30 protein-coding genes and 1 tRNA gene are annotated in these 25,237 nt (G+C 69.6%); 17 read left to right on the forward strand and 14 right to left on the reverse strand.

Going from position 1 to position 25,237, the window contains the following annotated elements; genetic code table 11:
• Positions 1-2: 2 nt before the first annotated feature.
• From queC to VEA62_RS07145, 4 genes are read left to right on the forward strand one after another with little or no spacing between them, the layout of a single operon-like run.
• Positions 3-722 (forward strand): 7-cyano-7-deazaguanine synthase QueC, encoded by a 720-nt coding sequence (gene queC, locus VEA62_RS07130; RefSeq protein ID WP_324820026.1) that lies wholly within the window; start codon positions 3-5, stop codon positions 720-722.
• Complete coding sequence (queE, locus tag VEA62_RS07135) at positions 719-1,354, forward strand: 7-carboxy-7-deazaguanine synthase (RefSeq protein WP_324820028.1); 636 nt, start codon at positions 719-721, stop codon at positions 1,352-1,354. Before queC ends, queE begins: the two co-directional genes overlap by 4 nt.
• The gene (locus tag VEA62_RS07140; RefSeq protein ID WP_324820030.1) at positions 1,351-1,719 is read left to right on the forward strand and encodes a 6-pyruvoyl tetrahydropterin synthase family protein; all 369 of its coding nucleotides are present in this window, start codon (positions 1,351-1,353) and stop codon (positions 1,717-1,719) included. The genes queE and VEA62_RS07140 overlap by 4 nt, the downstream gene beginning before the upstream one ends.
• Positions 1,716-2,189: a GNAT family N-acetyltransferase gene (locus VEA62_RS07145; RefSeq protein ID WP_324820032.1), complete on the forward strand. Its 474-nt coding sequence runs from the start codon at positions 1,716-1,718 to the stop codon at positions 2,187-2,189. Before VEA62_RS07140 ends, VEA62_RS07145 begins: the two co-directional genes overlap by 4 nt.
• On the opposite strand, the gene VEA62_RS07150 is transcribed toward VEA62_RS07145, so the two are convergent.
• The 3 genes from VEA62_RS07150 to VEA62_RS07160 all read right to left on the reverse strand — a co-directional run bounded on the left by VEA62_RS07150 (position 2,186) and on the right by VEA62_RS07160 (position 5,998).
• Positions 2,186-2,458: a hypothetical protein gene (locus VEA62_RS07150; RefSeq protein ID WP_324820034.1), complete on the reverse strand. Its 273-nt coding sequence runs from the start codon at positions 2,456-2,458 to the stop codon at positions 2,186-2,188. The genes VEA62_RS07145 and VEA62_RS07150 overlap by 4 nt on opposite strands.
• A 63-nt stretch (positions 2,459-2,521) precedes the next feature.
• Positions 2,522-2,598, reverse strand: a tRNA-Val gene (locus VEA62_RS07155).
• Positions 2,599-2,656: 58 nt separating this feature from the next.
• Positions 2,657-5,998 (reverse strand): autotransporter outer membrane beta-barrel domain-containing protein, encoded by a 3,342-nt coding sequence (locus tag VEA62_RS07160; RefSeq protein ID WP_324820036.1) that lies wholly within the window; start codon positions 5,996-5,998, stop codon positions 2,657-2,659.
• 198 nt (positions 5,999-6,196) lie between these two features.
• On the opposite strand from VEA62_RS07160, the gene VEA62_RS07165 reads away from it, so the two are divergent.
• The 4 genes from VEA62_RS07165 to VEA62_RS07180 all read left to right on the forward strand — a co-directional run bounded on the left by VEA62_RS07165 (position 6,197) and on the right by VEA62_RS07180 (position 9,226).
• Positions 6,197-7,087 (forward strand): SPFH domain-containing protein, encoded by an 891-nt coding sequence (locus tag VEA62_RS07165; RefSeq protein ID WP_324820038.1) that lies wholly within the window; start codon positions 6,197-6,199, stop codon positions 7,085-7,087.
• 1 nt (position 7,088) lies between these two features.
• On the forward strand, positions 7,089-7,271 hold the full coding sequence (locus VEA62_RS07170) for a hypothetical protein (RefSeq protein ID WP_324820040.1): 183 nt from the start codon (positions 7,089-7,091) through the stop codon (positions 7,269-7,271).
• Positions 7,272-7,404: 133 nt separating this feature from the next.
• Positions 7,405-8,655, forward strand: coding sequence for a glycosyltransferase (locus tag VEA62_RS07175; RefSeq protein ID WP_324820042.1), 1,251 nt, complete (start codon positions 7,405-7,407; stop codon positions 8,653-8,655).
• 55 nt (positions 8,656-8,710) lie between these two features.
• Positions 8,711-9,226, forward strand: a complete 516-nt coding sequence (locus VEA62_RS07180; RefSeq protein WP_324820044.1) for a phosphoglycerate mutase family protein — start codon at positions 8,711-8,713, stop codon at positions 9,224-9,226.
• A 16-nt stretch (positions 9,227-9,242) separates the two neighbouring features.
• Here the strand turns inward: VEA62_RS07180 and VEA62_RS07185 are convergent, their stop codons facing one another.
• From VEA62_RS07185 to VEA62_RS07195, 3 genes are read right to left on the reverse strand one after another with little or no spacing between them, the layout of a single operon-like run.
• Positions 9,243-10,037, reverse strand: coding sequence for a hypothetical protein (locus tag VEA62_RS07185; RefSeq protein WP_324820046.1), 795 nt, complete (start codon positions 10,035-10,037; stop codon positions 9,243-9,245).
• 32 nt (positions 10,038-10,069) lie between these two features.
• A complete protein-coding gene (locus tag VEA62_RS07190; RefSeq protein WP_324820048.1) occupies positions 10,070-12,196 on the reverse strand; it encodes a DNA topoisomerase IV subunit B in 2,127 nt (708 codons plus the stop codon).
• The gene (locus tag VEA62_RS07195) at positions 12,162-13,514 is read right to left on the reverse strand and encodes an O-antigen ligase (RefSeq protein WP_324820050.1); all 1,353 of its coding nucleotides are present in this window, start codon (positions 13,512-13,514) and stop codon (positions 12,162-12,164) included. The genes VEA62_RS07190 and VEA62_RS07195 overlap by 35 nt, the downstream gene beginning before the upstream one ends.
• A gap of 155 nt (positions 13,515-13,669) precedes the next feature.
• Here VEA62_RS07195 and VEA62_RS07200 point away from each other — a divergent pair, with 155 nt between their 5' ends.
• A complete protein-coding gene (locus tag VEA62_RS07200; RefSeq protein ID WP_324820052.1) occupies positions 13,670-14,761 on the forward strand; it encodes a serine hydrolase domain-containing protein in 1,092 nt (363 codons plus the stop codon).
• A 3-nt stretch (positions 14,762-14,764) separates the two neighbouring features.
• Here the strand turns inward: VEA62_RS07200 and VEA62_RS07205 are convergent, their stop codons facing one another.
• Positions 14,765-17,104 carry an ATP-dependent helicase gene (locus VEA62_RS07205; protein ID WP_324820054.1) on the reverse strand — a complete coding sequence of 780 codons (2,340 nt, stop codon included), beginning with the start codon at positions 17,102-17,104 and terminating at the stop codon, positions 14,765-14,767.
• Positions 17,105-17,224: 120 nt separating this feature from the next.
• On the opposite strand from VEA62_RS07205, the gene VEA62_RS07210 reads away from it, so the two are divergent.
• Together VEA62_RS07210 and VEA62_RS07215 are read left to right on the forward strand one after the other, a co-directional pair.
• Entirely contained in the window at positions 17,225-17,425 is a 201-nt protein-coding gene (locus VEA62_RS07210) for a hypothetical protein (protein WP_324820056.1), read from the forward strand.
• Positions 17,426-17,428: 3 nt separating this feature from the next.
• Positions 17,429-17,752, forward strand: a complete 324-nt coding sequence (locus VEA62_RS07215) for a hypothetical protein (RefSeq protein ID WP_324820058.1) — start codon at positions 17,429-17,431, stop codon at positions 17,750-17,752.
• Between the two features lie 4 nt (positions 17,753-17,756).
• Here VEA62_RS07215 and VEA62_RS07220 read toward each other — a convergent pair whose 3' ends face one another.
• A complete protein-coding gene (locus tag VEA62_RS07220) occupies positions 17,757-18,473 on the reverse strand; it encodes an SIMPL domain-containing protein (protein WP_324820060.1) in 717 nt (238 codons plus the stop codon).
• 43 nt (positions 18,474-18,516) lie between these two features.
• Positions 18,517-18,753 carry a ribbon-helix-helix domain-containing protein gene (locus VEA62_RS07225; protein ID WP_324820062.1) on the reverse strand — a complete coding sequence of 79 codons (237 nt, stop codon included), beginning with the start codon at positions 18,751-18,753 and terminating at the stop codon, positions 18,517-18,519.
• Between the two features lie 111 nt (positions 18,754-18,864).
• Between VEA62_RS07225 and VEA62_RS07230 the strand changes: the two genes are divergently transcribed.
• Positions 18,865-19,611, forward strand: coding sequence for a Coq4 family protein (locus VEA62_RS07230; RefSeq protein ID WP_324820063.1), 747 nt, complete (start codon positions 18,865-18,867; stop codon positions 19,609-19,611).
• A 90-nt stretch (positions 19,612-19,701) separates the two neighbouring features.
• Positions 19,702-20,643, forward strand: coding sequence for a DMT family transporter (locus VEA62_RS07235; RefSeq protein ID WP_324820065.1), 942 nt, complete (start codon positions 19,702-19,704; stop codon positions 20,641-20,643).
• 19 nt (positions 20,644-20,662) lie between these two features.
• Here the strand turns inward: VEA62_RS07235 and VEA62_RS07240 are convergent, their stop codons facing one another.
• Complete coding sequence (locus VEA62_RS07240) at positions 20,663-20,821, reverse strand: hypothetical protein (RefSeq protein WP_324820067.1); 159 nt, start codon at positions 20,819-20,821, stop codon at positions 20,663-20,665.
• Between the two features lies 1 nt (position 20,822).
• Entirely contained in the window at positions 20,823-20,999 is a 177-nt protein-coding gene (locus VEA62_RS07245; RefSeq protein WP_324820069.1) for a DUF4169 family protein, read from the reverse strand.
• A 70-nt stretch (positions 21,000-21,069) separates the two neighbouring features.
• On the opposite strand from VEA62_RS07245, the gene VEA62_RS07250 reads away from it, so the two are divergent.
• Both VEA62_RS07250 and VEA62_RS07255 read left to right on the forward strand, forming a co-directional pair.
• Entirely contained in the window at positions 21,070-21,303 is a 234-nt protein-coding gene (locus VEA62_RS07250; protein ID WP_324820071.1) for a DUF2171 domain-containing protein, read from the forward strand.
• A complete protein-coding gene (locus VEA62_RS07255; protein ID WP_324820073.1) occupies positions 21,303-21,548 on the forward strand; it encodes a DUF2171 domain-containing protein in 246 nt (81 codons plus the stop codon). The genes VEA62_RS07250 and VEA62_RS07255 overlap by 1 nt, the downstream gene beginning before the upstream one ends.
• A gap of 1 nt (position 21,549) precedes the next feature.
• On the opposite strand, the gene fumC is transcribed toward VEA62_RS07255, so the two are convergent.
• Complete coding sequence (fumC, locus tag VEA62_RS07260) at positions 21,550-22,938, reverse strand: class II fumarate hydratase (RefSeq protein WP_324820075.1); 1,389 nt, start codon at positions 22,936-22,938, stop codon at positions 21,550-21,552.
• Positions 22,939-23,022: 84 nt separating this feature from the next.
• On the opposite strand from fumC, the gene VEA62_RS07265 reads away from it, so the two are divergent.
• Together VEA62_RS07265 and VEA62_RS07270 are read left to right on the forward strand one after the other, a co-directional pair.
• On the forward strand, positions 23,023-23,631 hold the full coding sequence (locus VEA62_RS07265) for a peptidylprolyl isomerase (RefSeq protein WP_324820077.1): 609 nt from the start codon (positions 23,023-23,025) through the stop codon (positions 23,629-23,631).
• Positions 23,619-23,981 (forward strand): RusA family crossover junction endodeoxyribonuclease, encoded by a 363-nt coding sequence (locus VEA62_RS07270; RefSeq protein WP_324820079.1) that lies wholly within the window; start codon positions 23,619-23,621, stop codon positions 23,979-23,981. Before VEA62_RS07265 ends, VEA62_RS07270 begins: the two co-directional genes overlap by 13 nt.
• On the opposite strand, the gene VEA62_RS07275 is transcribed toward VEA62_RS07270, so the two are convergent.
• Positions 23,982-24,455, reverse strand: a complete 474-nt coding sequence (locus tag VEA62_RS07275; protein ID WP_324820081.1) for a GFA family protein — start codon at positions 24,453-24,455, stop codon at positions 23,982-23,984.
• Complete coding sequence (locus VEA62_RS07280) at positions 24,455-25,228, reverse strand: C13 family peptidase (protein WP_324820083.1); 774 nt, start codon at positions 25,226-25,228, stop codon at positions 24,455-24,457. The genes VEA62_RS07275 and VEA62_RS07280 overlap by 1 nt, the downstream gene beginning before the upstream one ends.
• Positions 25,229-25,237 lie beyond the last annotated feature (9 nt).

Raw genomic sequence — 25,237 nt, forward strand, 5'->3', positions numbered from 1 at the left:
TCATGAGCGCTGCCCTGCAAAATCCTGCAAAATCCGCCCTCGTGCTGTTCTCCGGCGGGCAGGACAGCGCCACCTGCCTGGCCTGGGCGCTGGCGCGTCACGAACGGGTGGAGACCGTCGGCTTCGACTACGGCCAGCGCCACGCGGTCGAGATGCAGGCCCGTCTGGCGGTGCGCGACGGCATGGCCCGGGTGCTGCCGCGACTGGCGCACCGTCTCGGGCCGGATCACGTCGTTGACCTCACCGGCTACGGCAGGATCGCGGAAAGCGCCCTGACGGCCGATCGCGCCATAGAGATGGACGCCCGGGGCCTGCCGACCACCTTCGTGCCGGGACGAAACCTCGTATTCCTCACGGTCGCGGCCGCCCTCGCCGACCGGCGGGGGCTGGAGGTGCTGGTCGGGGGCATGTGCGAGACCGACTTCTCGGGCTATCCCGACTGCCGCCGCGCCACCATCGACGCCATGGCCCAGGCGCTGAGCCTCGGCCTCGACAAGCCGGTGGTCATCGAGACGCCGCTGATGGCCCTGACCAAGGCCGACACCTGGGCGCTGGCCCACGATCTGGGCGGGCAGGCGCTGGTCGAGCTGATCGTCGAGGCGTCGCACACCTGCTACCGCGGCGACCGCGGCCAGCGGCAGACGTGGGGCTACGGCTGCGGCGACTGCCCCGCCTGCGAGCTGCGCGCGGCCGGTCATGCCGAATGGGTGGCGCGGACATGACCTGGTCCGCGAAAGAGATCTTCCTGACCGTACAGGGGGAGGGCGGGCAGGCCGGGCGGCCGGCCGTCTTCCTGCGCTTCGCCGGCTGCAATCTGTGGAACGGTCTGGAGCGTGACCGCGCCACGGCGGTCTGCACCTTCTGCGACACCGATTTCGTCGGGACCGACGGCGACGGCGGCGGCAAGTTCGCGAGCGCCGACGCCCTGGCCGACCACGTCGCGGGGATGTGGCGGGGCCGGGCAGGGGACCCGAAGCTGGTCGTCTGCACCGGCGGCGAACCCCTGCTGCAGCTGGACCCGCCGCTGATCGAGGCGCTGCACGCGCGCGGCTTCGAGATCGCCATCGAAACCAACGGCACGCTCGCCGCGCCGGAGGGGATCGACTGGATCTGCGTCAGCCCCAAGGCCGCCGCGCCGGTCGTCCAGACCTCGGGTCAGGAGCTGAAACTGGTCTTCCCGCAACCCGCCGCCATGCCCGACCGCTTCGAACACCTCGCCTTCGAGCGGTTCTGGCTCCAGCCAATGGATGGCCCCGACCGCGAGGCCAATACCGCGGCGGCCATCGACTATTGCCTGCGCCACCCGAAATGGCGGCTCAGCGTCCAGACCCACAAATACATCGGCGTCAGATGAGCGTTTTCGAGATCACCAAGGCGGCCACCTTCGACGCCGCCCACCACTTCCCGTCCGAGCCGGAGGGCAGCATCTATCGCCGCCTGCACGGCCATTCCTTCCAAGTGGAGGCGACCGTGCGCTCCGAGGTGCTGGACGCCGCGCACGGCTGGGTCGCCGACCTCGGCGCGCTCGATCGGGCCCTGCGCGCCGCCGCGGAGGAACTGGACCACGGGCTGCTGAACGAGAAACCGGGCCTTGAACTGCCGTCGCTGGAGAACCTGTGCCTGTGGTTCGCCAACCGCCTGAAGCCGGAATGGCCCGGTCTTTGCCGGATCACCGTGTCGCGCCCGACCATCCACGAGCGCTGCGTCCTCAGCCTGTGACCGGCGACCTGTCGATCCGTCCGTACCAGCCGTCGGACGCGGCGGACCTGTCGGCCCTCTACGAAGCGTCCGTGCGGGCGCTGGGCGCGCGCGACTATTCGGCGAACCAGATCGACGCCTGGGCCTCCCTGACCCCGTCTTCGGAATCGCTCGAGGCCCGGATGAACGACGGACGCATGAGGCTGGTCGCCGTCATGGACGAGGTCGCCGGCTTCGTCGACATCGAGGCCGACGGCCATATCGACCTGCTCTATGTGGCCCCCGCCAAGGCGGGACAGGGGGTCTCGCGCCTTCTCCTTGAGACGGCCGAGGCCCTCGCTCCGCTATTGGGCGCCGGCCGTCTGTACGCCGAAGCGAGCGAGACGGCGCGGCCGGTATTCGAGCGGCTCGGCTATTCAGTTGTCGGGCGCCGCGACTTCGACATCGCCGGGACGTCGATCCACAACTGGGCGGTCGAAAAGACCCTCTAGCAGTCCCGGCCCTGGCGCCGGCGCTGTTCGCAGCGGCGCTGTTCGCGTTCCCAGTCGCGCTGCTCGCGCTCGCGCTTCGCCCGGGTCTCCTCGTCGGAGGTGGTGACGGCGTCGACGCCCGCGCCGACGACCGCGCCGGTGGCCTTGGCCGCCCCTCCGACCACGGCGGCGCCCGCGCCGACGGCGGCTCCGACCACACAACCCTGCAGCATCAGCGCTCCGCCGAGGACGGCGGCGAGGGCGGCGCTGCGTGTGAACATCGACTTCATTGGCGTTCTCCCGACGCCGCATCCTGACGCAGGAATGGTGAACGGCGCCTGACGACAGGCGGATGGTGGGCGGCGAGGGGTTCGAACCCCCGACCCCCTCGGTGTAAACGAGGTGCTCTGACCAGCTGAGCTAGCCGCCCATCCTTCTTGCCCTAACGCTCGCCGCGCGACGGCTCGCTGCTTGAGGACGACCGCATCCTAGAACCGGAAGCTGGCCCGCAGGAACAGCATGTACCGGACGTAGTCCTCGATCATCTCGGCGTCGGCGCTGATCGACAGCATGCCCAGCTCGTTGCCGACGTTGAGCCGGAAGCCGACGATGGGTCCGCCGCCCTCGATGCTGTCGGGGGTCAGGGTGAAGTCGCCGCCGCCCGAGCGGAAGCGGGCGATGGTTTCGCCCGGATCGACCGAGATGTTCTGGCGCCAGCCGACCCGCAGTTCCGGACGCAGCCAGTCGTTCTGGCCCATCTTCATGCCGAAATTGATCGCCGCCGTGGCCGAGAACATGTGGCCTTCGCGGTCATCGATCTCGAGATCGAAGCCGTCGCCGCCGCCCTCTTCGACGTGGCCGTCCTCGCTGAGCGAGAAGAATTCGGCGTAGGCTTCGGGCCGGATGGTGAAGCGGCCGAACTCGCGCTCGTACGACAGGCCGCCGGCGGCGGCGAGGGTGAAGCCGTTCCAGTCGGACTCATTGGACAGGTTCAGCCCGGCCCCGACGAAGCGGCGCTCCGACGTGAACGAGGCGTAGCCGGCCGCGGCGCGGGCCCAGGTGGTCCAGTACTGGCCCTGGGCGCGCCAGTAGAGGCCGAGCTCCAGCAGGCTGGCGGACAGGACTTCCTCGGCCTCGGCCTCGGGGTCCTCGAGATCCGAAGAGGTGAAGGCGAGGGACAGGCCGACCGCGCCAAGGCCGGTGCCGCGCTCGACGCCGCCGGCCACGCCGAAGCCTTCCGAGCGGAAGCCGTAGCTCTCGGTCTTGTCCTTGTCGGCGTAGAAATTGATCTCCTGCACCCAGGCGCTCGTCTCGCCGGGAGCCGCCGCGGCGTTGCGGCCGGTCAGGGCGCGGGTGACCGCGTCCACGCCCGAGGCCAGCGACAGCAGCGGACCGCCCGAGTGGTCGGGCAGCAGCTGCTCGTACAGGTTCACGAAGTCGTCGCGGCCGCTCTGCGCCAGGAAGGCGTTGCGGATGTCCTCGGCGTCGGCCGTGCCGATGGCGCCGTAGAAGGCGTCGAACATCTGGGCTTCGACGGTGATCAGCTCGGCCTCCGCGGCCGTGCGGCGGCGCACGTCGGCGAACACCTGGCCGGCAGGTACGTCGGCCCCGGCCTCGACCACATACAGGAAGGTCGAGTTTTCCTGGATCGCATCCAGATCGAGGTCGCCGATATTCAGCGTCGCGGCGTCGATCAGGGTGAACCGCTCGGGCGCGGCCAGCAGCGAGGTGAACCGCACGCCGAGGCCGGCCCCGTCAGCCAGGGTGGCCGTGCCCGCGACGTTGTAATAGCCCGACTGGCTGTTGGCGGGGTCGAGCGTCACGATCAGATTGCCGTCGCCGCCGACGTTGAGGCTGGACACGTTCAGGCTCGTCGACTGGAGCGACTCCAGCGTGCCGTCGGAGACGTCGATGTCGAGGGCGCCGTCGGTGTCGGACAACTCGCCGCGGACGACGGCTCCGCCGGTGATCGCCAGCGAGTCGGCGCCGGCGCCGAAGGCGATATCGCCCAGGACCAGGCCGTTGCGGATGTCGAGGGTGTCGCCGCCGCTGCCCAGGTTGATCGCGCCGACGATGATCGGTTCGGAGCCGTCGGGCACGCCGTCGCCGTCGGTGTCCGGATTGGAGCTCGTCGCCGTGCCGGCGATCCCGTCCTGCACCAGGGTGACGCCGGTCGTATTGGCGGTGACGTCGATCGCCGTGCCGACGCCCGTGATCGGGTCGCCGTCCTCGTTGGCGTTGACCGTGGCCTGGATCGAACGGGTGTTGGTGATCGAGGTCAGCGTGCCGCTGAGATCCTGGATGGCGAAGGTGTTCGCCACGCCGCCGCCGGTGCTGGCCAGGATCGGGCCGTCGTTGACCAGGCTGGTGACGGTGGCGCCGGCGTCGATCCGGATGGCGGTGACCGTCGCGGCCTCGGTGCTGCTGGCGCCGGCGGTGATGGCGCCGCTGTTGACCAGGGTCGGGGCGATCGCGCCCTCCCCGAAGCGGATCGCCGTGGCGTCGGCGTCGAACGCCAGGGCCACGATCGTGCCTTCGTTGCGGAAACCGCCGGACAGGTCGACGGTCTGGCCGGCGTTGCCGCCGATGACGACCGCGTTGGCGGCGATACCCGCCCGCTCGACGCCGCCGACCGTCATCTTGCCGTACACGCCCTGCGCGGTGACAGTGCCCCGGTTGATGAAGCCGTAGGCCTCGTCGCCCGCGCCGACATTGCCCAGGGCGACCGACTGGGTCGCCGAGCCCACCTCGATCGCGGGGGCGGACCCGAACACGCTCACTGAGGCCGTGGTCTCGGTGGTGTCCAGCAGTCCATTGCCGTCGCGGTCGGTGTCCGAGCGGTTCTTGGTGCCGTCGCCGTCGTCGTCCTCGTCGCCGTTCTTGATTCCGTCGCCGTCGTCGTCGCCCTCGATGCCCGCGCTGGAGTAGCTGGGCGCGCGGTCCAGCAGGACGCCGCCCGCGATATTGCCCTGGATGCTGAGGGCCGCTCCGCCCTGCAGCAGGTCGTCGGCGTCGAGTTCGTCCACGAACAGGACCTGCTGATCGTTCTCCGCCGTTTCGACGAAGCCCTCGGGCCGTTCGCCGGGGCTGGTGGTGAAGCGGTAGCCGGTCGAGGTGATCGTGGACTGGACCACCAGGGCGCCGCCGACGTCGCCCTGGAAGGAGACCGCCGTCGAGTTCTCGCCGCGCGTGGTGATCGCGCCGCCCAGCGTCACGTCACCGCTGATGTCGCCGGTGGTCTGGATGCCGTAGCTGTTCGAGCCGACCACGATGATGTTGCCGAAGCTGTCGAGATCCCCGTTCAGCCCGCCTTCCAGCGAGACGCCGTAGGAATTGTTGCCGTCGACCGCGATCGAGCCTGTGGATTCGATCAGGATGTCGCCGGTCAGCGGCGTCGCGCCGGTCAGCCGGACGCCGTAGCGGCCGGTGCCGTTGGCGAAAGCGCCGTCGCCGTCTCCGTCGTTGTCCGTGTCGATGTCGGTGTCGGCGTTGATGTCGTCGATCACGCCGATGGCGCCGCCGATCGTGATGTTGGCGGTGTTGCCGCCTTCGATCAGCAGGCCGGTCGCGCCGTTGGCGGCGTTGCCCATGCTGATCATGCCGCCGCTGTCGATGTCGAGGTCGTGGCTGGAGTTCACCGTCACCGCCACGCCGGTGTTCACGGCGACCGAGCCGCCCGACGCGATGCGGATGTCGTCGGGGCCGCTGCCGGTGGCGTTCGCCGTCGTGATCGGCGTCGTGCGGGACGTCGAGATCACGACTTCGGCCATGGCGCCGGAAGCCGCCAGCAGGGGAGCGATCGCCACCGCGGTCGCAAGTAGAATACGCATTCGGAGAAACCCCTGTGGACGACACGCGCAGAGACGCCGGCGATCCTCTAACAGGGACCATGCCAGCCTGCCTCAAGTTTCTCGAATTTGAGGCGAATGCAAGGCCGAAGGCGCCTCATTCCCGAAGATCGGAAGCTCCGCTATTGCCGAATGCGGTATCAAAGTGATATCACTTTCATATCGATTCAGGAGGGACTGATGACCACGACCCACTCGAAATCCACCGAGCGCCCGGCGTCCACCGCCAACGGACTGCTCATGCTGCTTCTCGGCCTGCTGCTGATCGTCGGCGGCCCGGTCGCCCTGGCCCAGGATCCCGACAACCTCCTGCTGGTGGCGGGCGGCGTGATCACGGCCGTGATCGGCCTGCTGCTGATCTGCGGCCTCTATTCGCTTCAGCCGAACGAGGCCATGGCGATCCTGCTGTTCGGCGACTATCGGGGCACCGACCGCAAGACCGGCCTGCGCTGGGTTCTGCCGTGGTACACGCGCAAGAAGATCAGCCTGCGCGTCCGCAACCTGACCAGCGACAAGCTGAAGGTGAACGACCGCCGCGGCAATCCGATCGAGATCGCCGCCAACGTGGTCTGGCGCGTGGAGGATTCGGCCCAGGCCCTGTTCGACGTCGACGACTACCAGGCCTTCGTCAACATCCAGGTGGACACCGCCCTGCGCGACATCGCCTCCCACTACGCCTACGATCACGGCGAGGAGGACGCCGCCCCCGAAATGACCCTCCGCTCCGACGCCGAGGAGGTCGCCGGACGGCTCCGCGAGGAGCTGGTGGGCCGGGTCAGCGTCGCCGGCGTCGCGGTCGACGAGGCGCGGCTGGCGCACCTGGCCTATGCGCCGGAGATCGCCGGGGCCATGCTTCGCCGCCAGCAGGCCGAGGCGGTTCTGGCGGCGCGGCGCCTGATCGTGCGCGGCGCGGTCAGCATGGTCGAGAGCGCCCTCGTCGACCTCGGGGAGCGCGGCGTCGTCGATCTGGACGAGGACCGCAAGGCGACCATGGTCTCCAACCTGCTGGTGGTGCTCTGCGGCGACAGGGACGCCCAGCCGGTCGTGAACGCCGGCACCCTTTACGGCTGACATGGCGCGTACCCGCAAGCCTTTCCTGATGCGGGCCTCTCCCGGGCTGATGGCGGCGGTCGAGCGATTGGCCGCCGCCGAGCTGCGCTCGGTCAACGCCCAGATGGAGGTGCTGCTGCGCGAGGCCCTGGCGCGGCGCGGCGTAACCCCGCACGAGGACCCTCCGCCGACGGATGACGCTTGAGCTTCGCCGTCGCGGGCGCTAGGGCGCGCGGATGGTCAAGTCGCATATGTCCAAGGTTCGCAAGGCCCGCCGCATCCAGAAGCGGGTCCGGCGCGTTGGCCCGCTCGGGATCAGCGCCGCGGAGAGGGAACTGATGAACCTCGCAGGTCTGGAGGTCCAGGAAGGCGAGCTGCGCCTCATCCCCGGCTGGGATGAGGAGGTCTCGGAGACGCTGCGGGCCACCAAGGCCGCCGGCGAGGACGAGCGGCCCCGCCTGGTCGACACCACCATGCTCTATGCCCCGCGTTCGGGCGGGGTGAAGCGCTACCTGCTGTCCAAGAAGGCCTGGCTGGAGGCCGAGCGCCCCGGCGTCGCCCACTCCCTCGTCGTCCCCGGCGCCCACCACAAGGCGGGCGAGGACGGCATCGTCCAGCTGCACGCCACCAAGCTGCCGTTCGGCGACGGCTACCGCTGGCCCACCTCGGTGCGCCGCTGGGGCGCCTGGGTCGCCTCGCTCAACCCGGCCCTGATCGAAGCCGGCGATCCCTATACGCCGGGACAGGGGGCCCTCGAGGCCGGCCAGCGCGCCGGCTGCCCTGTGGTCGGCTTCTGCCACTCCGATCCCGCCGGCCTCGCCGCCCTCCACTTCGGCGAATGGGCCAAGAAGCCGGTCGAGAAGCGCTGGGCCCGGCTGTTCGGCCAGTTCGACCGGGTCGTCTCGCCCAGCCGCTACATCGCCCGCCGCCTGGAAGAGGCCGGCATCAAGGACATCGTCATCCAGCCGCTCGGCGTCGAGGTCGACACCTTCCATCCCGATCGCCGCGACCGCGACTGGCTGCTGAAGAAGCTGGGCCTGCCGGCCTCGGCCCGGCTGCTGTGCTTCGCCGGCCGCCCGGCGCGCGAGAAGAACATCGACGTGCTGATCGAGGCCGTGCAGCGCCTCGGCGCGCCCTACCACCTCGTCCTGGTCGGGGCCGGCGCCGGCCTGCCGGCCGAGGATCGCGTCATCTCCCTGCCGTACGAGGCCAATCCGAAGGCCGTGGCCCGGATCATCGCCTCCTGCGACGCCTTCGTGCACGCCAACGACAAGGAGCCCTTCGGCCTCATCGTGCTTGAGGCCATGGCCTGCGGCCGCCCCGTGGTCGGGGTCAACGCCGGCGGCGTCAAGGAAACCGTCGACGAGACCGTCGGCCAGCTGGCGAAGAGCGCCGACCCCGTCCACTACGCCGCCGCGGTCGAGGCCCTGTTCGCCCGCGACATCGAGGCCGTCGGCGCCGCCGCCCGGGTCAAGGCCGTCGAACGCTTCTCGTGGGGCCGGGTGTTCGAGGACCTGTGCATGACCTACGCGGACGTCAGCGGCCAGCGCGCCTTCGTCGAACCGCGCGGCGCGTGGGCCGAGCACTGACGACCTCGACAGCGCACGCGCGTCCGGTCAGTCTGCGCCCAAACGGGGACCTTCCATGAAACGCCTTCTGCTCGCCGCCGCGCTGTCGCTCGCCACCGCGCTTCCGGTCATGGCCCAGACCGTGGTCATCGTCCGCCATGCCGAGAAGGCCGACGCCAGCGCCGATCCGCTGCTGTCAGAAGCGGGGCAGGCGAGGGCGCGGGCGCTCGCCGCCGAACTGGCCGACGCCCATCCTTCGGTGATCCTGACCAGTCCCCTGCAGCGCACCCGCCTGACCGCCGCCCCGACGGCGGACTATCATTCCGTGACCGCCGAGGCCGTCCCCCTCGACGGTGGTGTCCAGGCCCATCTCGCGGCCATCGTGGCGAAGGTCGAGGCGGCGCCGGAGGACGCCACGATCCTGATCGTCGGCCACAGCAACACCGTCCCCCTCATCGCCCGCGCCCTCGGCTACGCCGAAGCCGCCGACATGCCGGAATGCGAATACGACCGGCTGACCACCCTGCACCTGCTTGGCGAGGGCCAGGCGCACGGCATCGTCAGCCGTTACGGCGAACCGACGACCTGCTGAATCCCTCTGTTGAGGATCACTGATCCACCATGTCGGTGATGTCGGCGATGCGTGCGCCTCCGACCGAATAGAAGCGGTCGCCCGCCACAATCACCAGGGTCAACTGGTTCTGGATCGACAGGAAAACGTGGGTCTCCACCGGGCCCTTCGATACGATCTGGGTGTAGAACAGCATGGCTCCTTCGCGCTGACCCTCCGGCGGAGGTTCGGCGAAGAAGCAGGTGTTGCTCAGCTGGTCGCGCCGCAGCATCGTCCGGCCGTCGGCGCTGATCCGGAACCGGTAGTGGCCGCCGATCGGGATCTGGTCGTTCTCCATCGGAGTCAGCAGCCAGACCAGCCAGTCGTCGCTGTCCGGGTCCGCGAGCACCACCGTGTTCATCTGCCGCGAGCAGCGCAGGCGCCCGATGTTCGCGATCGCTGTCTGCCGGGCGAGGAACCGGGCGCTCTCCCCGGCGGACAGAGGGGCGTTCACCGCTTCGACGGGTCCCGCGCGACCGTCGCGCACGATGATGTCGAAGGCGGCCTTCAGGGCATCCGCCTCCTGCCGGAGGAATCGAACCTTCAGGGCGTCGCCGTCCTCGACCACGATCCAGCCGGCCATCCCGGCGGGAGGCGGCCCGGCGCCGAATGAGGCCAGCAGGGCGTCGGTCGCGACCCAGGCCGCCACGTCATGCCGATAGATCTCCTGACCCATCTTGCTGACCTTCTCCAGCGACCACTCCTCGATCGGCGTCGGATCGGGCGCGCGCTGGGCCGCGGCCGGCGGCGCGGCGACGGCCAGCAGGGCGGCGGCGACAATGGCGGTGCGCATGACGGCTCCCCTTTTACGGGAGCACCCTGCCACTACACGTCCAGCTCATCCACCACGAAGCGGGCGTTGTCCTGGATGAACTGGTAGCGGGCCTCGGCCTTCTTGCCCATCAGCCGTTCGACCAGGTCCTCGATGTCCTCTTCGGAGGCCGGCACCGTGACCCGCGCCAGGGTGCGCTTCTTCGGGTCCATGGTGGTCTCCTTGAGCTGGGAGGCCATCATCTCGCCGAGACCCTTGAACCGGCCGATCTCGACCTTCTTGCCCTTGAACACCGTGGCCAGAAGCTCGTCGCGGTGGGCGTCGTCGCGGGCGTATTCCGACAGCGGTCCGGCCGAAATCCGGTAGAGCGGGGGCAGGGCCATGAACAGCCTCCCCTGACGGATCGTCTCGGGCATCGAACGGTAGAAGAAGGTGATCAGCAGGGCCGCAATGTGCGCCCCGTCCACGTCGGCGTCGGTCATGATGACGATGCGCTCGTAGCGCAGGTCCTCGATGTTGAACCGGCTGCCCGGCTGCACCCCCAGCGCCAGCGCCAGATCGGACAGTTCGATATTGGCGCGCAGCTTGTCGGCCGTCGCCGAGGCCACGTTCAGGATCTTGCCCCGCAGGGGCAGGATGGCCTGGGTGGTGCGGTCGCGCGCCTGCTTGGCCGAGCCGCCGGCCGAGTCGCCCTCGACGATGAACAGCTCCGTGCCCTCGGCCGACTGGCGCGAACAGTCCGACAGCTTGCCGGGCAGGCGCAGCTTGCGCGTCGCGGCGGCCCGCTGGACCTCCTTGTCCTTGCGGCGGCGCAGGCGGTCCTCGGCCCGGTCGATGACGAAGCCCAGCAGGGTGTTGGCCTGTTTCGGGCTCTCGGTCAGCCAGTGGTCCAGCGGATCGCGCATCAGCTGTTCGACCAGCCGCTGACCCTCCGGCGAGGACAGCCGGTCCTTGGTCTGACCCTGGAATTCCGGATTGCGGATGAACACCGAGATCAGCGCCCCGGCGTTGGCGATGACGTCCTCGGCGGTGATCAGCCCGGCGCGCTTCTCGTTGACCAGTTCGCCATAGGCCTTCAGCCCCTTGACCAGGGCGGCGCGGAAGCCGGCCTCGTGGGTGCCGCCGTCCGGCGTCGATACGGTGTTGCAGTAGGAGCTGACGAAGCCGTCCGCCTCGCCGAAGCCGATCGGCGACCAGGTCACGGCCCACTCGACCGCGCCCGCCTCGCCCTTGCGTTCGACCCGGCCGGCGAAGGCCGGCGTGACGGTCTCGATCTCGCCGATCCGCTCGGCCAGCGCATCCGCCAGGCCGTTGGGGAAGTGGAAGACCGCTTCCGCCGGCGTGTGGTCGGTGATCCGCTCCGGGGCGCAGGTCCAGCGGATCTCGACGCCGCGGAACAGATAGGCCTTGGACCGCGCCATGCGGAACAGCCGCGCCGGCTTGAACGCCGCCCCGACGCCGAAGATCTCCTCGTCCGGCTTGAACCGGATCAGGGTGCCCTTCTTCCTCGAGGCCTGCACCTGGGCGATCGGGCCCAGCGGCAGGCCGCGGCTGAAGGACTGTTTCCACTCGAAGCCGTCGCGCCAGACGGTGACTTCCAGCTTCTCGCTCAGGGCGTTGACCACAGAGACGCCGACGCCGTGCAGGCCGCCCGAGGTCTCATAGGCCTTGCCCGAGAATTTGCCGCCCGAGTGCAGCACCGTCATCACCACTTCCAGCGCCGACTTGCCGGGGTGTTTCGGGTGCGGGTCGACCGGGATGCCGCGGCCGTCGTCGCGCACCGACAGCCAGCCCTCGCCATCGAGGTCGACGGTGATCAGCCTGGCGTGTTTGGCGACCGCCTCGTCCATGGCGTTGTCGAGCACTTCGGCGAACAGGTGGTGCAGGGCCCGCTCGTCGGTGCCGCCGATATACATGCCGGGGCGTTTGCGGACCGGCTCCAGCCCCTCCAGCACCTCGATCGACGAGGCGGAATAGCCGGTCGCCGCCGCCAGCGGGGCGGAGGAGGCGTGATCCGCCAGCCTCGCGGCAGGCTCCGGCTTCGGCGCCGCGGCCTGGGGCGTCAGGGCGGGCTCGACGGCCGGGACGGGCGCGGGAACTGGCGCGGCGGCGGGCTCGCCCGGGCGCGGCTGCGTCGGTTCGTCGTCAAACAGCGAAAGGAGGTCGGCGGACTGGCCCATGCGGATACTGTGCGGCGATTCGGGAGCCGGTCTGGTAGGCCCGGCGGCGCTTCTCCACAAGCGGAACGGCTCCGGGCGCCGGCGCCGGCAGGACCGCCCGGGTCAGCACGGCCATGAACAGCACCCACGGCAGGCCCTGGTGGGCCAGCAGTATGCTCTCCGACAGGCTCAGCACGAAGAAGGCGGCGAGGAAGCCCAACGCCCACCAGCCCTCGCGCACGCCCTGTCCCATCGAGCGCAGCAGGGTGACCAGCGTCGTCGCCGCCATCAGCGTCCCGACCAGGATCGCCCCCGGCCAGCCCAGCTGCACCAGCAGGTCGATCCAGCCGTTGTGGGCGTTCGGGACCGGCCACTGGGTTTCCTTGCGCACCCAGTCGGCCGGCACGGACTCGCCGGCCCGCCCCCAGAAGGCGCCGTAGCCGTAGCCGGTCCACGGCTTGTCGGCGACTTTGCGCATCAGGGCGTCCCAGATCTCGGTCCGCCCGGTCAGCGACGGATCCTTGCCCAGCGCCTCCAGCACCGCGACCGAATGGGTCTCCCAGGTCCACACGCCCAGCCCCGCCACGACCACGGCGCACCAGATCGCCACGACGCTGAAGGCCGCGCCCCCGCGGCGCAGGCTCCAGAAGCCGGCCACCATGGCCAGGCCCACGCCCAGGCAGAGCAGCGAGGTCTTCGACTGGGTCGCCAGCACCAGGCCGCTGGACAGCGCCAGGGCGATAGCCGGCAGCAGCCGCCGCGGGTCGGGCGAGGCGAGGCAGGCGGCCGAGGCGGTGGCCCCGATCACCATCACCGCCCCCATCTGGTTCTTCTCGTACCAGAGCCCGCGCCACAGGCCGGCGTTGTCGTACTGGTGCACCCCGATCTCGGGGAAGGCGAAGACCATCACCAGGCTGCCCACCGCCATCAGCAGCGCCGTGTGCATCAGCAGCCGCGGCAGGTGCGGCCCCCGGAACACCGCGCCCAGATACAGGGCGAACACCCCGCTGATGGCCAGGGCGATGACCCGGCGGCTGGTCGTCGCAAAGTCGATCGACCAGTATCTCGAGGCGAAGGCCAGCCCGACCAGCAGCACCACGGCGATCGCCGCCGGCCACGCCCGCCACAGGCGGTCTATCCGATACAGGGCCATGCCGAAGATGGCCGCATAGGCCGGCAGCCAGACCAGCCGCAGCACCGGCGTCTCTTCCTGCAGCGGCGCGAACACCGGCCCGATCAGCGCGCCGGTCATCATGGCGATGATGACGACGCAGATCGCCCGCTCCCACAGGCTGGGAGGGGTCTCGATCAGCACCGCGTCTGGACGGGATTCGCGCACCCCTGCAGGGTCGGCCAACGGGCTTAACGAAGGGTTGGAGTTTCGGCGGGCGCCTTCGGTCCGGCCACGCCGCTGTGCTGTGCGAATTGGTCTTTTCACCATCGGGTCGCATCCAACAAGCGCGGTTGCAGCCTCAAGTCTCATGGAGGGACCGGATGAACAGTCGCATTTCAGGGTCGAAGCTGTGGTTCACGGCTATCTCGGCGGCCGCCATCTTCGGCGCGACGCCCGCCGCTTCTCATCCGCAGACCCCGCCGACGTTGACGGAAATGATCCGCACCTACGCCGGCGCCCACGATTTCAGCGGCACGGTGCTGGTGGCGCGGGACAGCGAGGTCCTGGCCGTCGAGAGCTTCGGCCTGGCCGAACGCGCCTTCGGCGTCCCGGCCGCCAATAATACCCGCTACCGGATCGCCTCGATCACCAAGCTGTTCACGTCGACTCTGCTCATGCAAATGGTCGACCGTCGAGAGGTCGATCTGCAGTCCTCGGTGCGGACCTATCTGCCGGACTATGCGGGAGACCCCTCGGTCACGGTGCACAGCCTCCTGAACCATACGTCCGGCATACCCAATCCCGATGCTGGCGCGGACCCGGAGAGGGGGGTGCCGCTCTATCAGCTGCCCCATACGCCGGCCCAGCTCGTCTCTGAATACGCCAGCGCGGCGCCGGTCCATCTGGTCGGGACCCATTTCGACTACAGCAATGCCGACTACTTCGTTCTGGGGCGCATTATCGAAGTCGTGGCGGGCAAACCGTTCGACGAGGTCCTGCAGACCCGCATCCTCGATCCCCTCGAGCTGAAGGACACAGGCATGCTGCGCCAGCGGGACATCGTCCCGCGCCTGGCCGCGTCCTACTTCCGCCTGGGCGACGACCAGCCCCTGATCAACGACCTGCCCGTCTACGCCGACAACTGGTTCGCGGCGGGCGCCATGTACTCCGACGCCGATGACCTTCTGGCGTTCGCCGACGCCCTCTACGAGGGCTCCATGATCAGTACGGAGAGCCTGAATCGCATGCTGACGCCCGGGCTGGACGACTACGGTTACGGGCTGTGGATCTGGGACATCGAGGCCAACGGTCGCAACTATCCGGCCTACGTCCGGTTCGGCGGGATCATGGGCGCCAACGGCGTCGTCTACCGTGTCGACGGGGCGGATGTGACCGTGGTTATTCTTTCCAACACCAACCTCACCGACATGGGCGACTTCGCGCGCCATATCGCACAGGCGGTGCTGGACTGAGCCTCACGTCTTCTCCACGAACGTGTCGATCACCTTCTTCTCCCCCGCCTTGTCGAAAGCCACCAGCAGCTTGTTGCCCTCGATGCCGGTGATCAGGCCGTAGCCGAACTTCTGGTGGAACACCCGTTCGCCCTTCGACCAGTTCCCGCCGGCCTTCGGATCGGCCGTGGCCACCAGCCGGCCGTCGCCCTCGATTAGCGTATGCCGCGCCGGCCGGGCCGCCGGGGCCCGCGCCGCGGTGAACGACTGCGCCCGCTTCCAGCCCGGCGAGGAATAGCCCGAGCCGAACGTCGGCATCTCGTCCCAGCGGGACTTGGCCTCCTTCATGCCGGGGGTGACGCCATAGTAGCCGGTGTCGCTCTCGGCCTCGACGTGGTCGATCGGCAGTTCGTCGACGAACCGGCTCGGCAGCTGCGAGGTCCAGCGTCCATAAACCAGCCGGTTGGCGGCGAACGAGATGCGCGCATCCTGCTTGGCCCGGGTCACGCCGACATAGGCCAGGCGGCGCTCCTCCTCGAGCCCCTTCTCGCCCTTCTCGTCGATGCTGCGCTGACTGGGGAAGACGCCTTCCTCCCAGCCCGGCAGGAAGACCAGCGGGAACTCCAGCCCCTTGGCCCCGTGCAGCGTCATGACCTGCACCGCGTCCTCGGCCCCGCCGCGGTCGAGGTCCATGACCAGGGACACATGCTCCAGATAGGCCGGCAGGCTGTCGAAGGCCTGCATCGACTGGATCAGCTCCTTGAGGTTGTCCAGCCGCGTCTGGCCGGTGGCCCGGTCGGCCTTCTGCATGTCGGTGTAGCCGCTCTCCTCCAGCACCGTCTCGGTGAGCTCCCAGTGCGTCGTCGTTTGGGCCAGCGCCCGCCACCGGTCGATGTCGCGCACGAAATTGCTGAGCGCCGTCCGCGTCCGCGCCTGCAGTTCGTCCGAGACGATCAGGTCGCGCACCGCCGCCATCGCCGACACCCCCGACTGGCGCGCGATCTGCAGCACCTTCTGCACGCTGGTGTCGCCGACGCCCCGCTTGGGGACATTGACGATCCGCTCGAAGGCGAGGTCGTCGTCCTCTGACAGGATCAGCCGCAGATAGGCGTGGGCGTCGCGGATCTCGGCCCGCTCGAAGAAGCGCGGTCCGCCGATCACCACATAGGGGATGGCCAGCAGGACGAACCGCTCCTCGAACGCCCGCATCTGGAACGAGGCCCTGACCAGCACCGCCATGTCCTTGTAGGCCATGCCCGCCCGGCGCGCGGTCTCGATCTCGTCGGCGATCAGCCGGGCCTCGGCCTCGCCGTCCCAGACCCCGCGCACCCGGACCTTGTCGCCGCTCTCGTCCTCGGTCCACAGCGTCTTGCCCAGCCGCCCCTTGTTGGCCGCGATCAGGCCCGAGGCGGCCCCCAGGATGTGCCGCGTCGAGCGGTAGTTGCGCTCCAGCCGGATCACCTTCGCGCCAGGAAAGTCGCGCTCGAAGCGCAGGATGTTGTCGACCTCCGCCCCCCGCCAGCCATAGATCGACTGGTCGTCGTCGCCGACGCAGCAGACGTTGCCGGTCGAGGAGGTCAGCAGCCGCAGCCACAGATACTGGGCGACGTTGGTGTCCTGGTATTCGTCGACCAGGATGTAGCGGAACCGCTTGCGATATTCCTCTGCGATATCCGCGTGTTTCGACAGAATTGTCAGGTTGTGCAGCAGCAGATCGCCGAAATCGCAGGCGTTCAGGCTGACCAGCCGCGCCTGATAGGCGGCGTACAGCGCATGCCCCTTGCCGTTGGCGAAGTCCTCGGTCGACGGCAGTTTCTCCGGCGTCCAGCCGCGGTTCTTCCAGTGGTCGATCAGCCCGCTCAGCGAGCGCGGCGTCCATCGCTTGGTGTCGAGGTTCGCCGCCTCCAGAAGCTGTTTGCAGACCCGCTCCTGGTCGTCGGTGTCCAGGATGGTGAAGGTCGACTTCAGCCCCACCAGCTCCGCGTGCCGCCGCAGGATCTGCGCCGCCACCGAGTGGAAGGTGCCCAGCCAGCGCAGCCCCTCGGCCGACGGCCCGATCAAATGGGTGATCCGCTCGCGCATTTCCCGCGCGGCCTTGTTGGTGAAGGTGACCGCCAGCAGCTCCCACGGCCGCGCCCGGCCGGTGGCGAGGATGTGCGCCAGCCGCGTGGTCAGCACCCGCGTCTTGCCGGTCCCCGCGCCCGCCAGCACCAGCACCGGCCCGTCGACCGTCTCCACCGCCTCGCGTTGCTCGGGGTTCAGCCCCGCCAGATAGTCCCGCGCGCCCGAGGGCTCGACGCCCCCGGGTCCGCGCGAGCGGGCGAGATCGGAGATACGCGGGGCAGGGGTGTCAGGCAGACTCATCGGGAGAACATAAGGGGCACGGAGGCAGAAGTCAGCGCCCCCGTCGCGTGGCGCTGCGGGAACCGTCAAGCCTGGCCATCGTTCCGATTGCCGACAGAGGGTCACAGGGAAGGGATGCCGATGGCTGACAACATCAACAACACGACAGGGGGCGGCAATAACACCGGCCTGGCCTTCATCGTCGGCGCGGTCGTCGTCGTCCTCGCCGTGATCGCATATTTCGTTTTCGCCCGCGGCGGCGCTCCCGAGACGAAGAAGGTCGACGTCGACGTCAACCTGCCCGAGGTCTCGGCCCCGGCCGTTCCCGGCACGGGAGGCTGATCGATGACCGATCCCAACCTTCCCCCGCGCGACGACCGCCCCGAGGTCGTGCATCACACTACGATCAACAACCCCTCGACCGGCGGCGGCGGCGGGGCCGGCTGGATCGGCTTCCTCGTCGGCGGCCTGGTGGTGGTGCTGGTCATCATCGCCATCGTGATGTTCTCGAACGGCGGCCTGGACCGGGCCACGGACACCAATGTCGACCTCGACGTCGACCTGCCGGCGCCGACCCTGCCCGACGCGCCCAGGGCTCCGGACCTGCCGGACCTGCCGCAGGTAGAGCCGCCGACGGCGCCCGACCCGACTCCGGCCCCGGCGACCTGAGCGCCTATTTCAGGCGATAGCTGATCGTGGTCACGACCCGGACCCTCTGGTCCGGGGACTGGCTCGCGTCGCCATAGCCCTCGCGCGGCAGGATTTCGAACGACCCCTGCGTCGCCTGCCGGATCGGCCCCAGCGGGGCGCCGGAATCCTTGGCGAACTGGGCCGCACCGGTCCGGGCCGAGGCGGTCGCCTCGGCGATCATGGCCGGGCGCACGTCGTTCAGCTTGGTGAAGATGTAGGTCGGGCCGGCGAAGTCCTGCAGCACCACGCCCTGCCGCACCAGATCGTTCAGCGACCGGGTGGTCGCCTGTATGCGCGCCACGTCCGTCGTGCGCACGATGACCGTCTGGGCCAGAATGAACCGCGGACCGCCGTCCTGGCTGCCGTATTCGCGGGACTGCCGGTCGGCGACCTCGAGCCGGCCCAGGCTGACCGCATCCGCCGGATAGCCCTGCGCCGCCAGGAAGCGGCGGACGACGCCCAGGTCGGTGTCGATACGGGCCTGCACCTCCGACAGCACCTCGCCCGAGGCGGTGAAGCGCAGCGGCAGCACCGCCAGGTCCGCCTGCACGTCGCGCTCGGCCAGGCCGCGCACGGTGACCGACCGGTCGCCGACGCGGGCGTTGACCACGCCCTGACCGATCAGGGCCCCGCCGCCGATCAGCCCGACCGCGAGCAGGCCCCCGACGACGACGGCGGGTATCAGTTTGTTGTCGATCATGATGCGCTCTCCGAAGGAAAGGATGCGCCAACCTTGGCCGCTGTCAATCGGACGAGCCCTGTTCCGCGAAAGATCGGTCGCCGCCCGCCCACGCCAGCGCCAGCAGCCGGCAGGCAGAGGCCAGCGGCGTGCGGCCGCGCCGCTCGTCGATCCGCTTCATCAGCGCGGCCTGGCCCAGATCCATCTCGGCCGCGATGGCGTCCAGCACGGCCCAGAAGGCGGGCTCCAGCGCCACGGAGGTGGCGTGGCCGGACAGGGAGACGGAGCGTTTCCTCAGCATCCGCCGACCCTAGCGGAGGGCGACGGCCGCGGCGAGCGGCCCCTGGCTTATCGCCGTTCACCTGAGGGCCGGGACGCGCTATGCTGGGGCGTCCCTTCGCAGGATAGCCGCATGACCGCCGCCGCCGACTTCGACCGCTTCCGGCCCCAGCCGCTCGAGCCCCTGAAGGCCCTGCGCGCCTTCGGCCGCCTGGTCCGGGACAAGGAGGACACCGCCCAGGTGTTCGAGATCATGCGCGCCCTGTCGGGCCGTTCGATCGCCCGCGGCTACAATCGCATGCTCGGAACCATGGAAGGAGGCCGCCAGGCCTTCCTGCGCGAGGAATTGGCCCGGAGGCTGGATGATCCGGCGTGGCTGGCGCGCTTCGGGCCCGGCTCGGTCGGCGCCGCCTATCGCGCCTTCCGTGAAGCGCGCGGCTTCACCGCCGAGGGGCTGGCCGAGGAGGCCCGCAAGGTCGCTCCGCTGGTCGACGCCCCGCACCCCGTGATCTGGTACTCCCGCCGCCTGCGCGACGTGCACGACGTCTGGCACGTCCTGACCGGCTATGAGACCGACGCCTTGGGCGAAGCCTGCGTCGTCGCCTTCTCCTACGCCCAGACCCGCAATCTCGGCTTCGCCTTCATCGGCTGGGGCGCCGCGCGCGAGATCCAGCGCGAGAACCGCGCCATCCCCGCCCGCAGGGCCGTCTGGCAGGCCTGGCGTAATGGCCGCGCGGCCCGCTGGCTGCCCGCCCTCGACTACGAGGCCCTGTTCGCCGAGCCGCTCGACGCCGCCCGCGCCCGCCTGAACATCCGCCCCCCGGGCATCTACGAACGGGTGCCGCCCGAGACCCGGCTCGCCCTCAAGCTGCGGGCCTGACGGCGCTTTCCGGACGCCATAAGGACAGCTTGTGACGCCCGGACCATTCCTCGGCTTGCACCCGGCGCCGGGCTCATCCACTTGGCGGACATGACCGCTCCCACCGAGTCCCTCGCTCCACCGCCGTCCGGACTGTCCCGTGCGACGCTGTGGGCGATTGGAGGCGTCGCCCTGTGCGCCGCCATCTGGGGCACGACCTGGTATGCGATCACCCTGCAACTCGGCCAGGTCGCGCCGCTGGCGTCCATCGTCTGGCGCTTCGGCCTGGCCGCCGTCCTGATCTTCGCCGGCTGCCTGATCACCCGCCGCTCCCTGAAGCTGACGCTGGACCAGCATCTCGCCGCGGCGGGGCAGGGCGTCTTCGCCTTCTCGATCAGCTACAGCTTCACCTATGCCGCCGAGGGCCGCATCGCCTCGGCCATCGTGGCGGTGATCTTCGCGTCTCTCGCCCTGCTGAACCTCATCCTGTTCCGGGTCGCCGCGGGGCAGAGGGCGGCGGTCCTGTCGTGGGGCGGCGCGATTCTCGGCGTGATCGGCGTGGCGGTCCTGTCCGGGTCGGAAATCCTCGGCGCCGGCCTCGACCAGGCCAGCGCGGGCGGCGTGGGCTTCGCCTTCGTGGCCGTCATCGCCTCGGCCTTCGGCAACTATTTCGCCTGGCGCGGCCAGAACGCCGGCTCGGCCGTGATCCCGTCGACGGCCTGGGCGATGGCCTACGGCTCCGGCCTGCTGGCGCTCTATGGACTGGCGACCGGCGTCCAGTGGTCGATCGAACCCAGCTTCACCTACATCGGCTCGCTGCTCTATCTGTCGGTGTTCGGTTCGGTCATCGCCTTCGTCGTCTATTTCACCATCGCCCGCACCCGCGGCTATGCCCTCGCCAGCTACATCTCGGCCCTGACGCCGCCGATCGCCATGCTGGTCTCGATCCTGTTCGAGGGCGCGCATTTCGGCTGGCTCGCCCTCGCCGGCCTCGTGCTGGTGCTGGCCGGTCAGGTCCTGCTGATCCGCGCTCCGAAGGTGTCGGCGGTCTGATCACCCCGGCGGTAGGGGTCTAGCCGAACCAGCCGCGCTTCTTCTTCGGCTTCTCCGGCGATTCGGCCGACGCCGCCGCAGCCTCCGCGGCCTCCCTGCGCCGCTTGCGCTCGGCGGCGACCCGTATAGCGACCAGCATCGGGATCAGGCCGTGCCGGTTGTGCGGCATGTCGCCCATCTCAGTCCTCCAGCTTCGAGCCGTCGAGCAGCCGGGCGGCGGCCGCCCGCTCTTTCTCGGCCTTCTTCCGCTCCGCCTTCGTGCGGCCATGCGCGCTGCGGTTGGCGGCGGCCGTCGCCTTGGCCTCGGCCTTCGCCCTGTCCTTGCGGACCCGGTTCAGGTTCACGACCTCGCCCATGACGCCTCCGTTATGCAACCCGACCCGAGGCGGGACGGTTTTCCTGACATCCATCCGTCAGGAGTTCTCCATGGTAGACCTCTCGCTCCTTCGCGAAAGCCTCGAAGTCGTCGGCTCGGACGGCGAGCACGTCGGTCGTGTCGACCACGTCCACGGCGACCAGATCGAACTGGCCAAGCTGGACCTCGGCTCCGGCTTCAAACACCACCTGATCCCGGTCAGCTGGATCGGCCACATCGACGCCCACGTCCATCTCAACGTCACCCGGGATGAGGCAAAGGCCCGCTGGACGGAGAAGCACTGATGCCCGCCGACGCCTTCGCCATTCAGGAGGATTTCGAGGTCCTCGGCTCCGATAACCGCCACGTCGGCGACGTCGACGCCCTCACCGACGACGGTCTCAAGCTCAACCGTCGCGACGCGGGAACCGACGGTCGCCACCACCTGCTGCCGCTCGACATGATCGACCGCGTCGTCGCCGACGAGCGCAAGGTCTTCCTCAACTGCACCCAGGAAGAGGCCCAGGCGCGCTGGCGCACCCTGGATTAGGTCAGCCCGGCGAGATCATCTTCTCCGGCCGCACCCATTCGTCGAACTCCGCGTCCGTCAGATAACCGCCGCCGACGGCCTCCTCGCGCAGGGTCGTCCCGTTCCTGTGCGCCGTCTTGGCGATCTTCGCGCAGGCGTCATAGCCCAGCTTGCCGTTCAGCGCCGTCACCAGCATCAGGCTGTTCTCCAGCCCGCGCCTGATGTTGTCCTCGCGCGGCTCGATCCCGACCACGCAGTTGTCGGTGAAGCTCACCGCCGCATCGGCCATCAGCCGCACCGACTGCAGGAAGTTGTAGGCCATCACCGGGTTGAACACGTTCAGCTCGAAATGCCCCTGCGAGCCGGCGAAGGTGAGGGCGGCGTGGTTGCCGAACACCTGCACGCAGACCTGCGTCAGCGCCTCTGACTGGGTCGGATTGACCTTGCCCGGCATGATCGACGAACCCGGCTCGTTCTCCGGCAAGGCCAGCTCGCCCAGCCCCGAGCGCGGCCCCGAGCCGAGGAAACGGATGTCGTTGGCGATCTTGAACAGCGACGCCGCCACCGTGTTGATCGCCCCGTGGCTGAACACCATGGCGTCGTGCGCCGCCAGCGCCTCGAACTTGTTCGGAGCGGTGGTGAAGGGCAGGCCGGTGATCGCCGCGATCCGCTCGGCCACCTGCTCCGCGAAGCCGACCGGCGCATTGAGACCGGTGCCGACCGCCGTGCCGCCCTGGGCCAGCTCCATCAGCTTCGGCAGGGTCTGTTCGATCCGCTCGATCCCGTTGGCCACCTGCTGGGCATAGCCGCCGAACTCCTGCCCCAGCGTCAGCGGCGTCGCGTCCTGCGTATGGGTGCGGCCGATCTTGATGATGCCCTGCCAGGCGTCCGACTTGGCCTTCAGCGCCCCGTGCAGATGCTTCAGCGCCGGGATCAGCGTCTTCACCACCTGCTCGGCGCAGGCGACGTGCATGGCCGTCGGATAGGTGTCGTTCGACGACTGGCTCATGTTGACGTGGTCGTTGGGATGGACCGGCTTCTTCGAGCCCATCTCGCCGCCCAGCATCTCGATGGCGCGGTTCGAGATCACCTCATTGGCGTTCATGTTCGACTGGGTGCCCGATCCGGTCTGCCAGACCACCAGCGGGAAATGGTCGTTCAGCTTGCTTTCGATGACTTCATTGGCCGCTGCGACGATGGTCTCGCCCAGCTTCGGATCCAGCCTGCCCAGCGCCATATTGGTCTCGGCCGCGGCGCGTTTGACGATGCCCAGCGCCCGCACGATCGGCAGCGGCTGCTTTTCCTCGCCGATCTTGAAATTGCCCAGCGAGCGCTGCGCCTGCGCCCCCCAGTAGCGGTCCGAGGCGACCTCGATGGGGCCGAAGGTGTCGGTTTCGGTGCGGTTCGTCATGGCGCGGCAGGCTCTTCAGGCGTGGCGGGAGGATGCGCGGCGGTGTAGCACGGGGAGGCGAGGGGACAAGGCGGAGGACCAGCGATGCGGACGATGATCATGGCGGCGGCGATGGCCCTGTCGGCCTGCGCCACCCCGGTCAGCGGCGCCGACCGGCCGCGCGTGGTGCTGGAAACCGACGCCGGTCGCATGGTCGTCGAACTGGAGCTCGAGCGGGCCCCCCTGACTGTCTGCAACTTCCTCGGCTACGTCACCGACGGCGACTACGCGGGCGGTTCCTTCTTCCGCACCGTGGTCAGCGAGACCAACGACAACCCCAACCCCATCGACGTCATCCAGGCCGCCACCCCGCGCGGCTCGGACGACGACCTGCGCCCGCCGATCCCGCTGGAGCGCACCCGCGACACCGGCCTCAGCCACACGGCGGGGGCGATCTCCATGGCCCGCGACGGGCCGGACACCGCGACCTCCAGCTTCTTCATCGTGACGCAGGACACGCCCAGCCTCGACTTCGGCGGCGGCCGCAACCCCGACGGCCAGGGCTTCGCCGTCTTCGGCCGGCTGGTCGAGGGCCTCGACGTCGCCCGCCGCATCCAGATGTCGCCCGCCGACGCCGAAGAGCAGCTGACTCCGCCCGTCGCCATCCGCAGCGCCAGCCTGATCGGCGTTGTGCCGCCGGAATGCCGTCCTTGACCGCAGGCTGGATCGGCACGGGCAAGGTCCGCCTGCGCGAACAGGGCGACACCGTCGAGATCGCCATCGACGGCCTGACCACCCAGGCCAAATACTACAAGCCGCTGGTCTACGAATTCATGCGCAAGGAGTGGGCCTCGCGCCCGTCCTGGGGCGATTTCGTCGTCGAGATCCGCATGGAGCACCTCGGCGATCCGCCGCACATCGACCTCGACAACCTCGCCAAGGCCCTGCTCGACGCCATCAAGGGCTATCTGTTCCACGACGACGCCCAGGTCGCCCGCCTGCTGGTCGAGCGCCACGAGGGCGAACGCGAGCGGATCACCCTCCGGGTCTTTCCGCGCTCCTGACTACTTCAGCCGCTCGTACCGCAACACCCCGACCACGCCCCCGCCGCCGTCGCTGGGGTGGTTCACCCCGTCGTTGACCAGCACCTCGGCGAAGTCGAACGGGCTCACCCCCTCCAGACAGGCCGCATTGACCCCGTATTCATTGGGGTTCGAGCGCCGCCGGTGGTGGGTGTAGATCCCGCATCTCGAGCAGAAGAAATGCCGCGCCACGCTGGTGTTGAACCGGTACTCCCTCAGCGCCTCAGCCCCCTCCAGCACCTCGACCCCGTCCAGCCCCGCCGTCACCGCCACCGCCCCGCGCATCCGGCACAGGGAGCAGTCGCAGCGCCGGGCGCTGGCCAGGCCGTCGCTGAGCCGCACCCGGAACCGCACCGTCCCGCAATGGCAGGCCGCCGGCGACCAGCCGTCCTCATCCACGGTCAACCCGGCCGCGTCGGGTCGGGAGGTCCCGGAGGGCCGACGATCGCGGCCCATCAAGGATCGCTCCGCTGAAAGCGGAGCGTCGGCAGCCGAAGCTGCATTTCGGCGCCGACGAACAGTTGCGGTTCCGACGGAATGGCGATCCCGGCCTCCGCCTCCTTGCGCGCCACGCACGCCCGCGCCCCCGCCGCCAGCGCGAGGAAGTCCGTCGCCGCCGGCAGGGTCTCGATCACGCAGCCGTCGAACCACGGCCAGGTCTCGTCCGCCCCGCAGCCGAACGAGGTCCGCTCCCGGCTGGCCGCGGTCAGCACCATCCGGTTCGGCGCCGCCAGCGCATTGACGAAGACCCCCGAATAGCAGGCCGAGACGATCACCACCGTTGGCCGCGTTCCGCACCACCGCCGCACCAGATTGGCCATCGCCGCCGGGGTCAGGGTGGCGTCGGGCCCGAACACGATGCCCTCGGGCGAGCCATGCGACGTGAAATACAGCAGGCAGCCGCGCGTCGCCCGCCCGGTCGCCTCGGCGACCCCGCCAAGGGCCTGCGCCGCCGTGACCGGTTCGGCGGCGTCGGGCCGCAGTGAATAGCCGACCAGGTCCTGGCGCGGCAGGCCCGCTTCCAGCAGTCCCGCGGTCACGTCGCGCCGGGCGTTGTCGAAGGCCTCGATCGCCTTGCCCCGGCCGTCGCGCCAGTCCGCGGCGATCACCGCCGTGGCCCAGCCCGCGAACCGGCCGGAGGGGCTTTCCCGGGCCGGGCTCTGGCCGCACGCGGGTCCCGCGCCGGCCAGCAGCGCCGTCAGCATCAGCAGCAGCAATCCCCGACCCATGCGTCTCCT

It is taken from the genome of Brevundimonas sp. (assembly GCF_035627475.1).
Lineage (GTDB): Bacteria > Pseudomonadota > Alphaproteobacteria > Caulobacterales > Caulobacteraceae > Brevundimonas.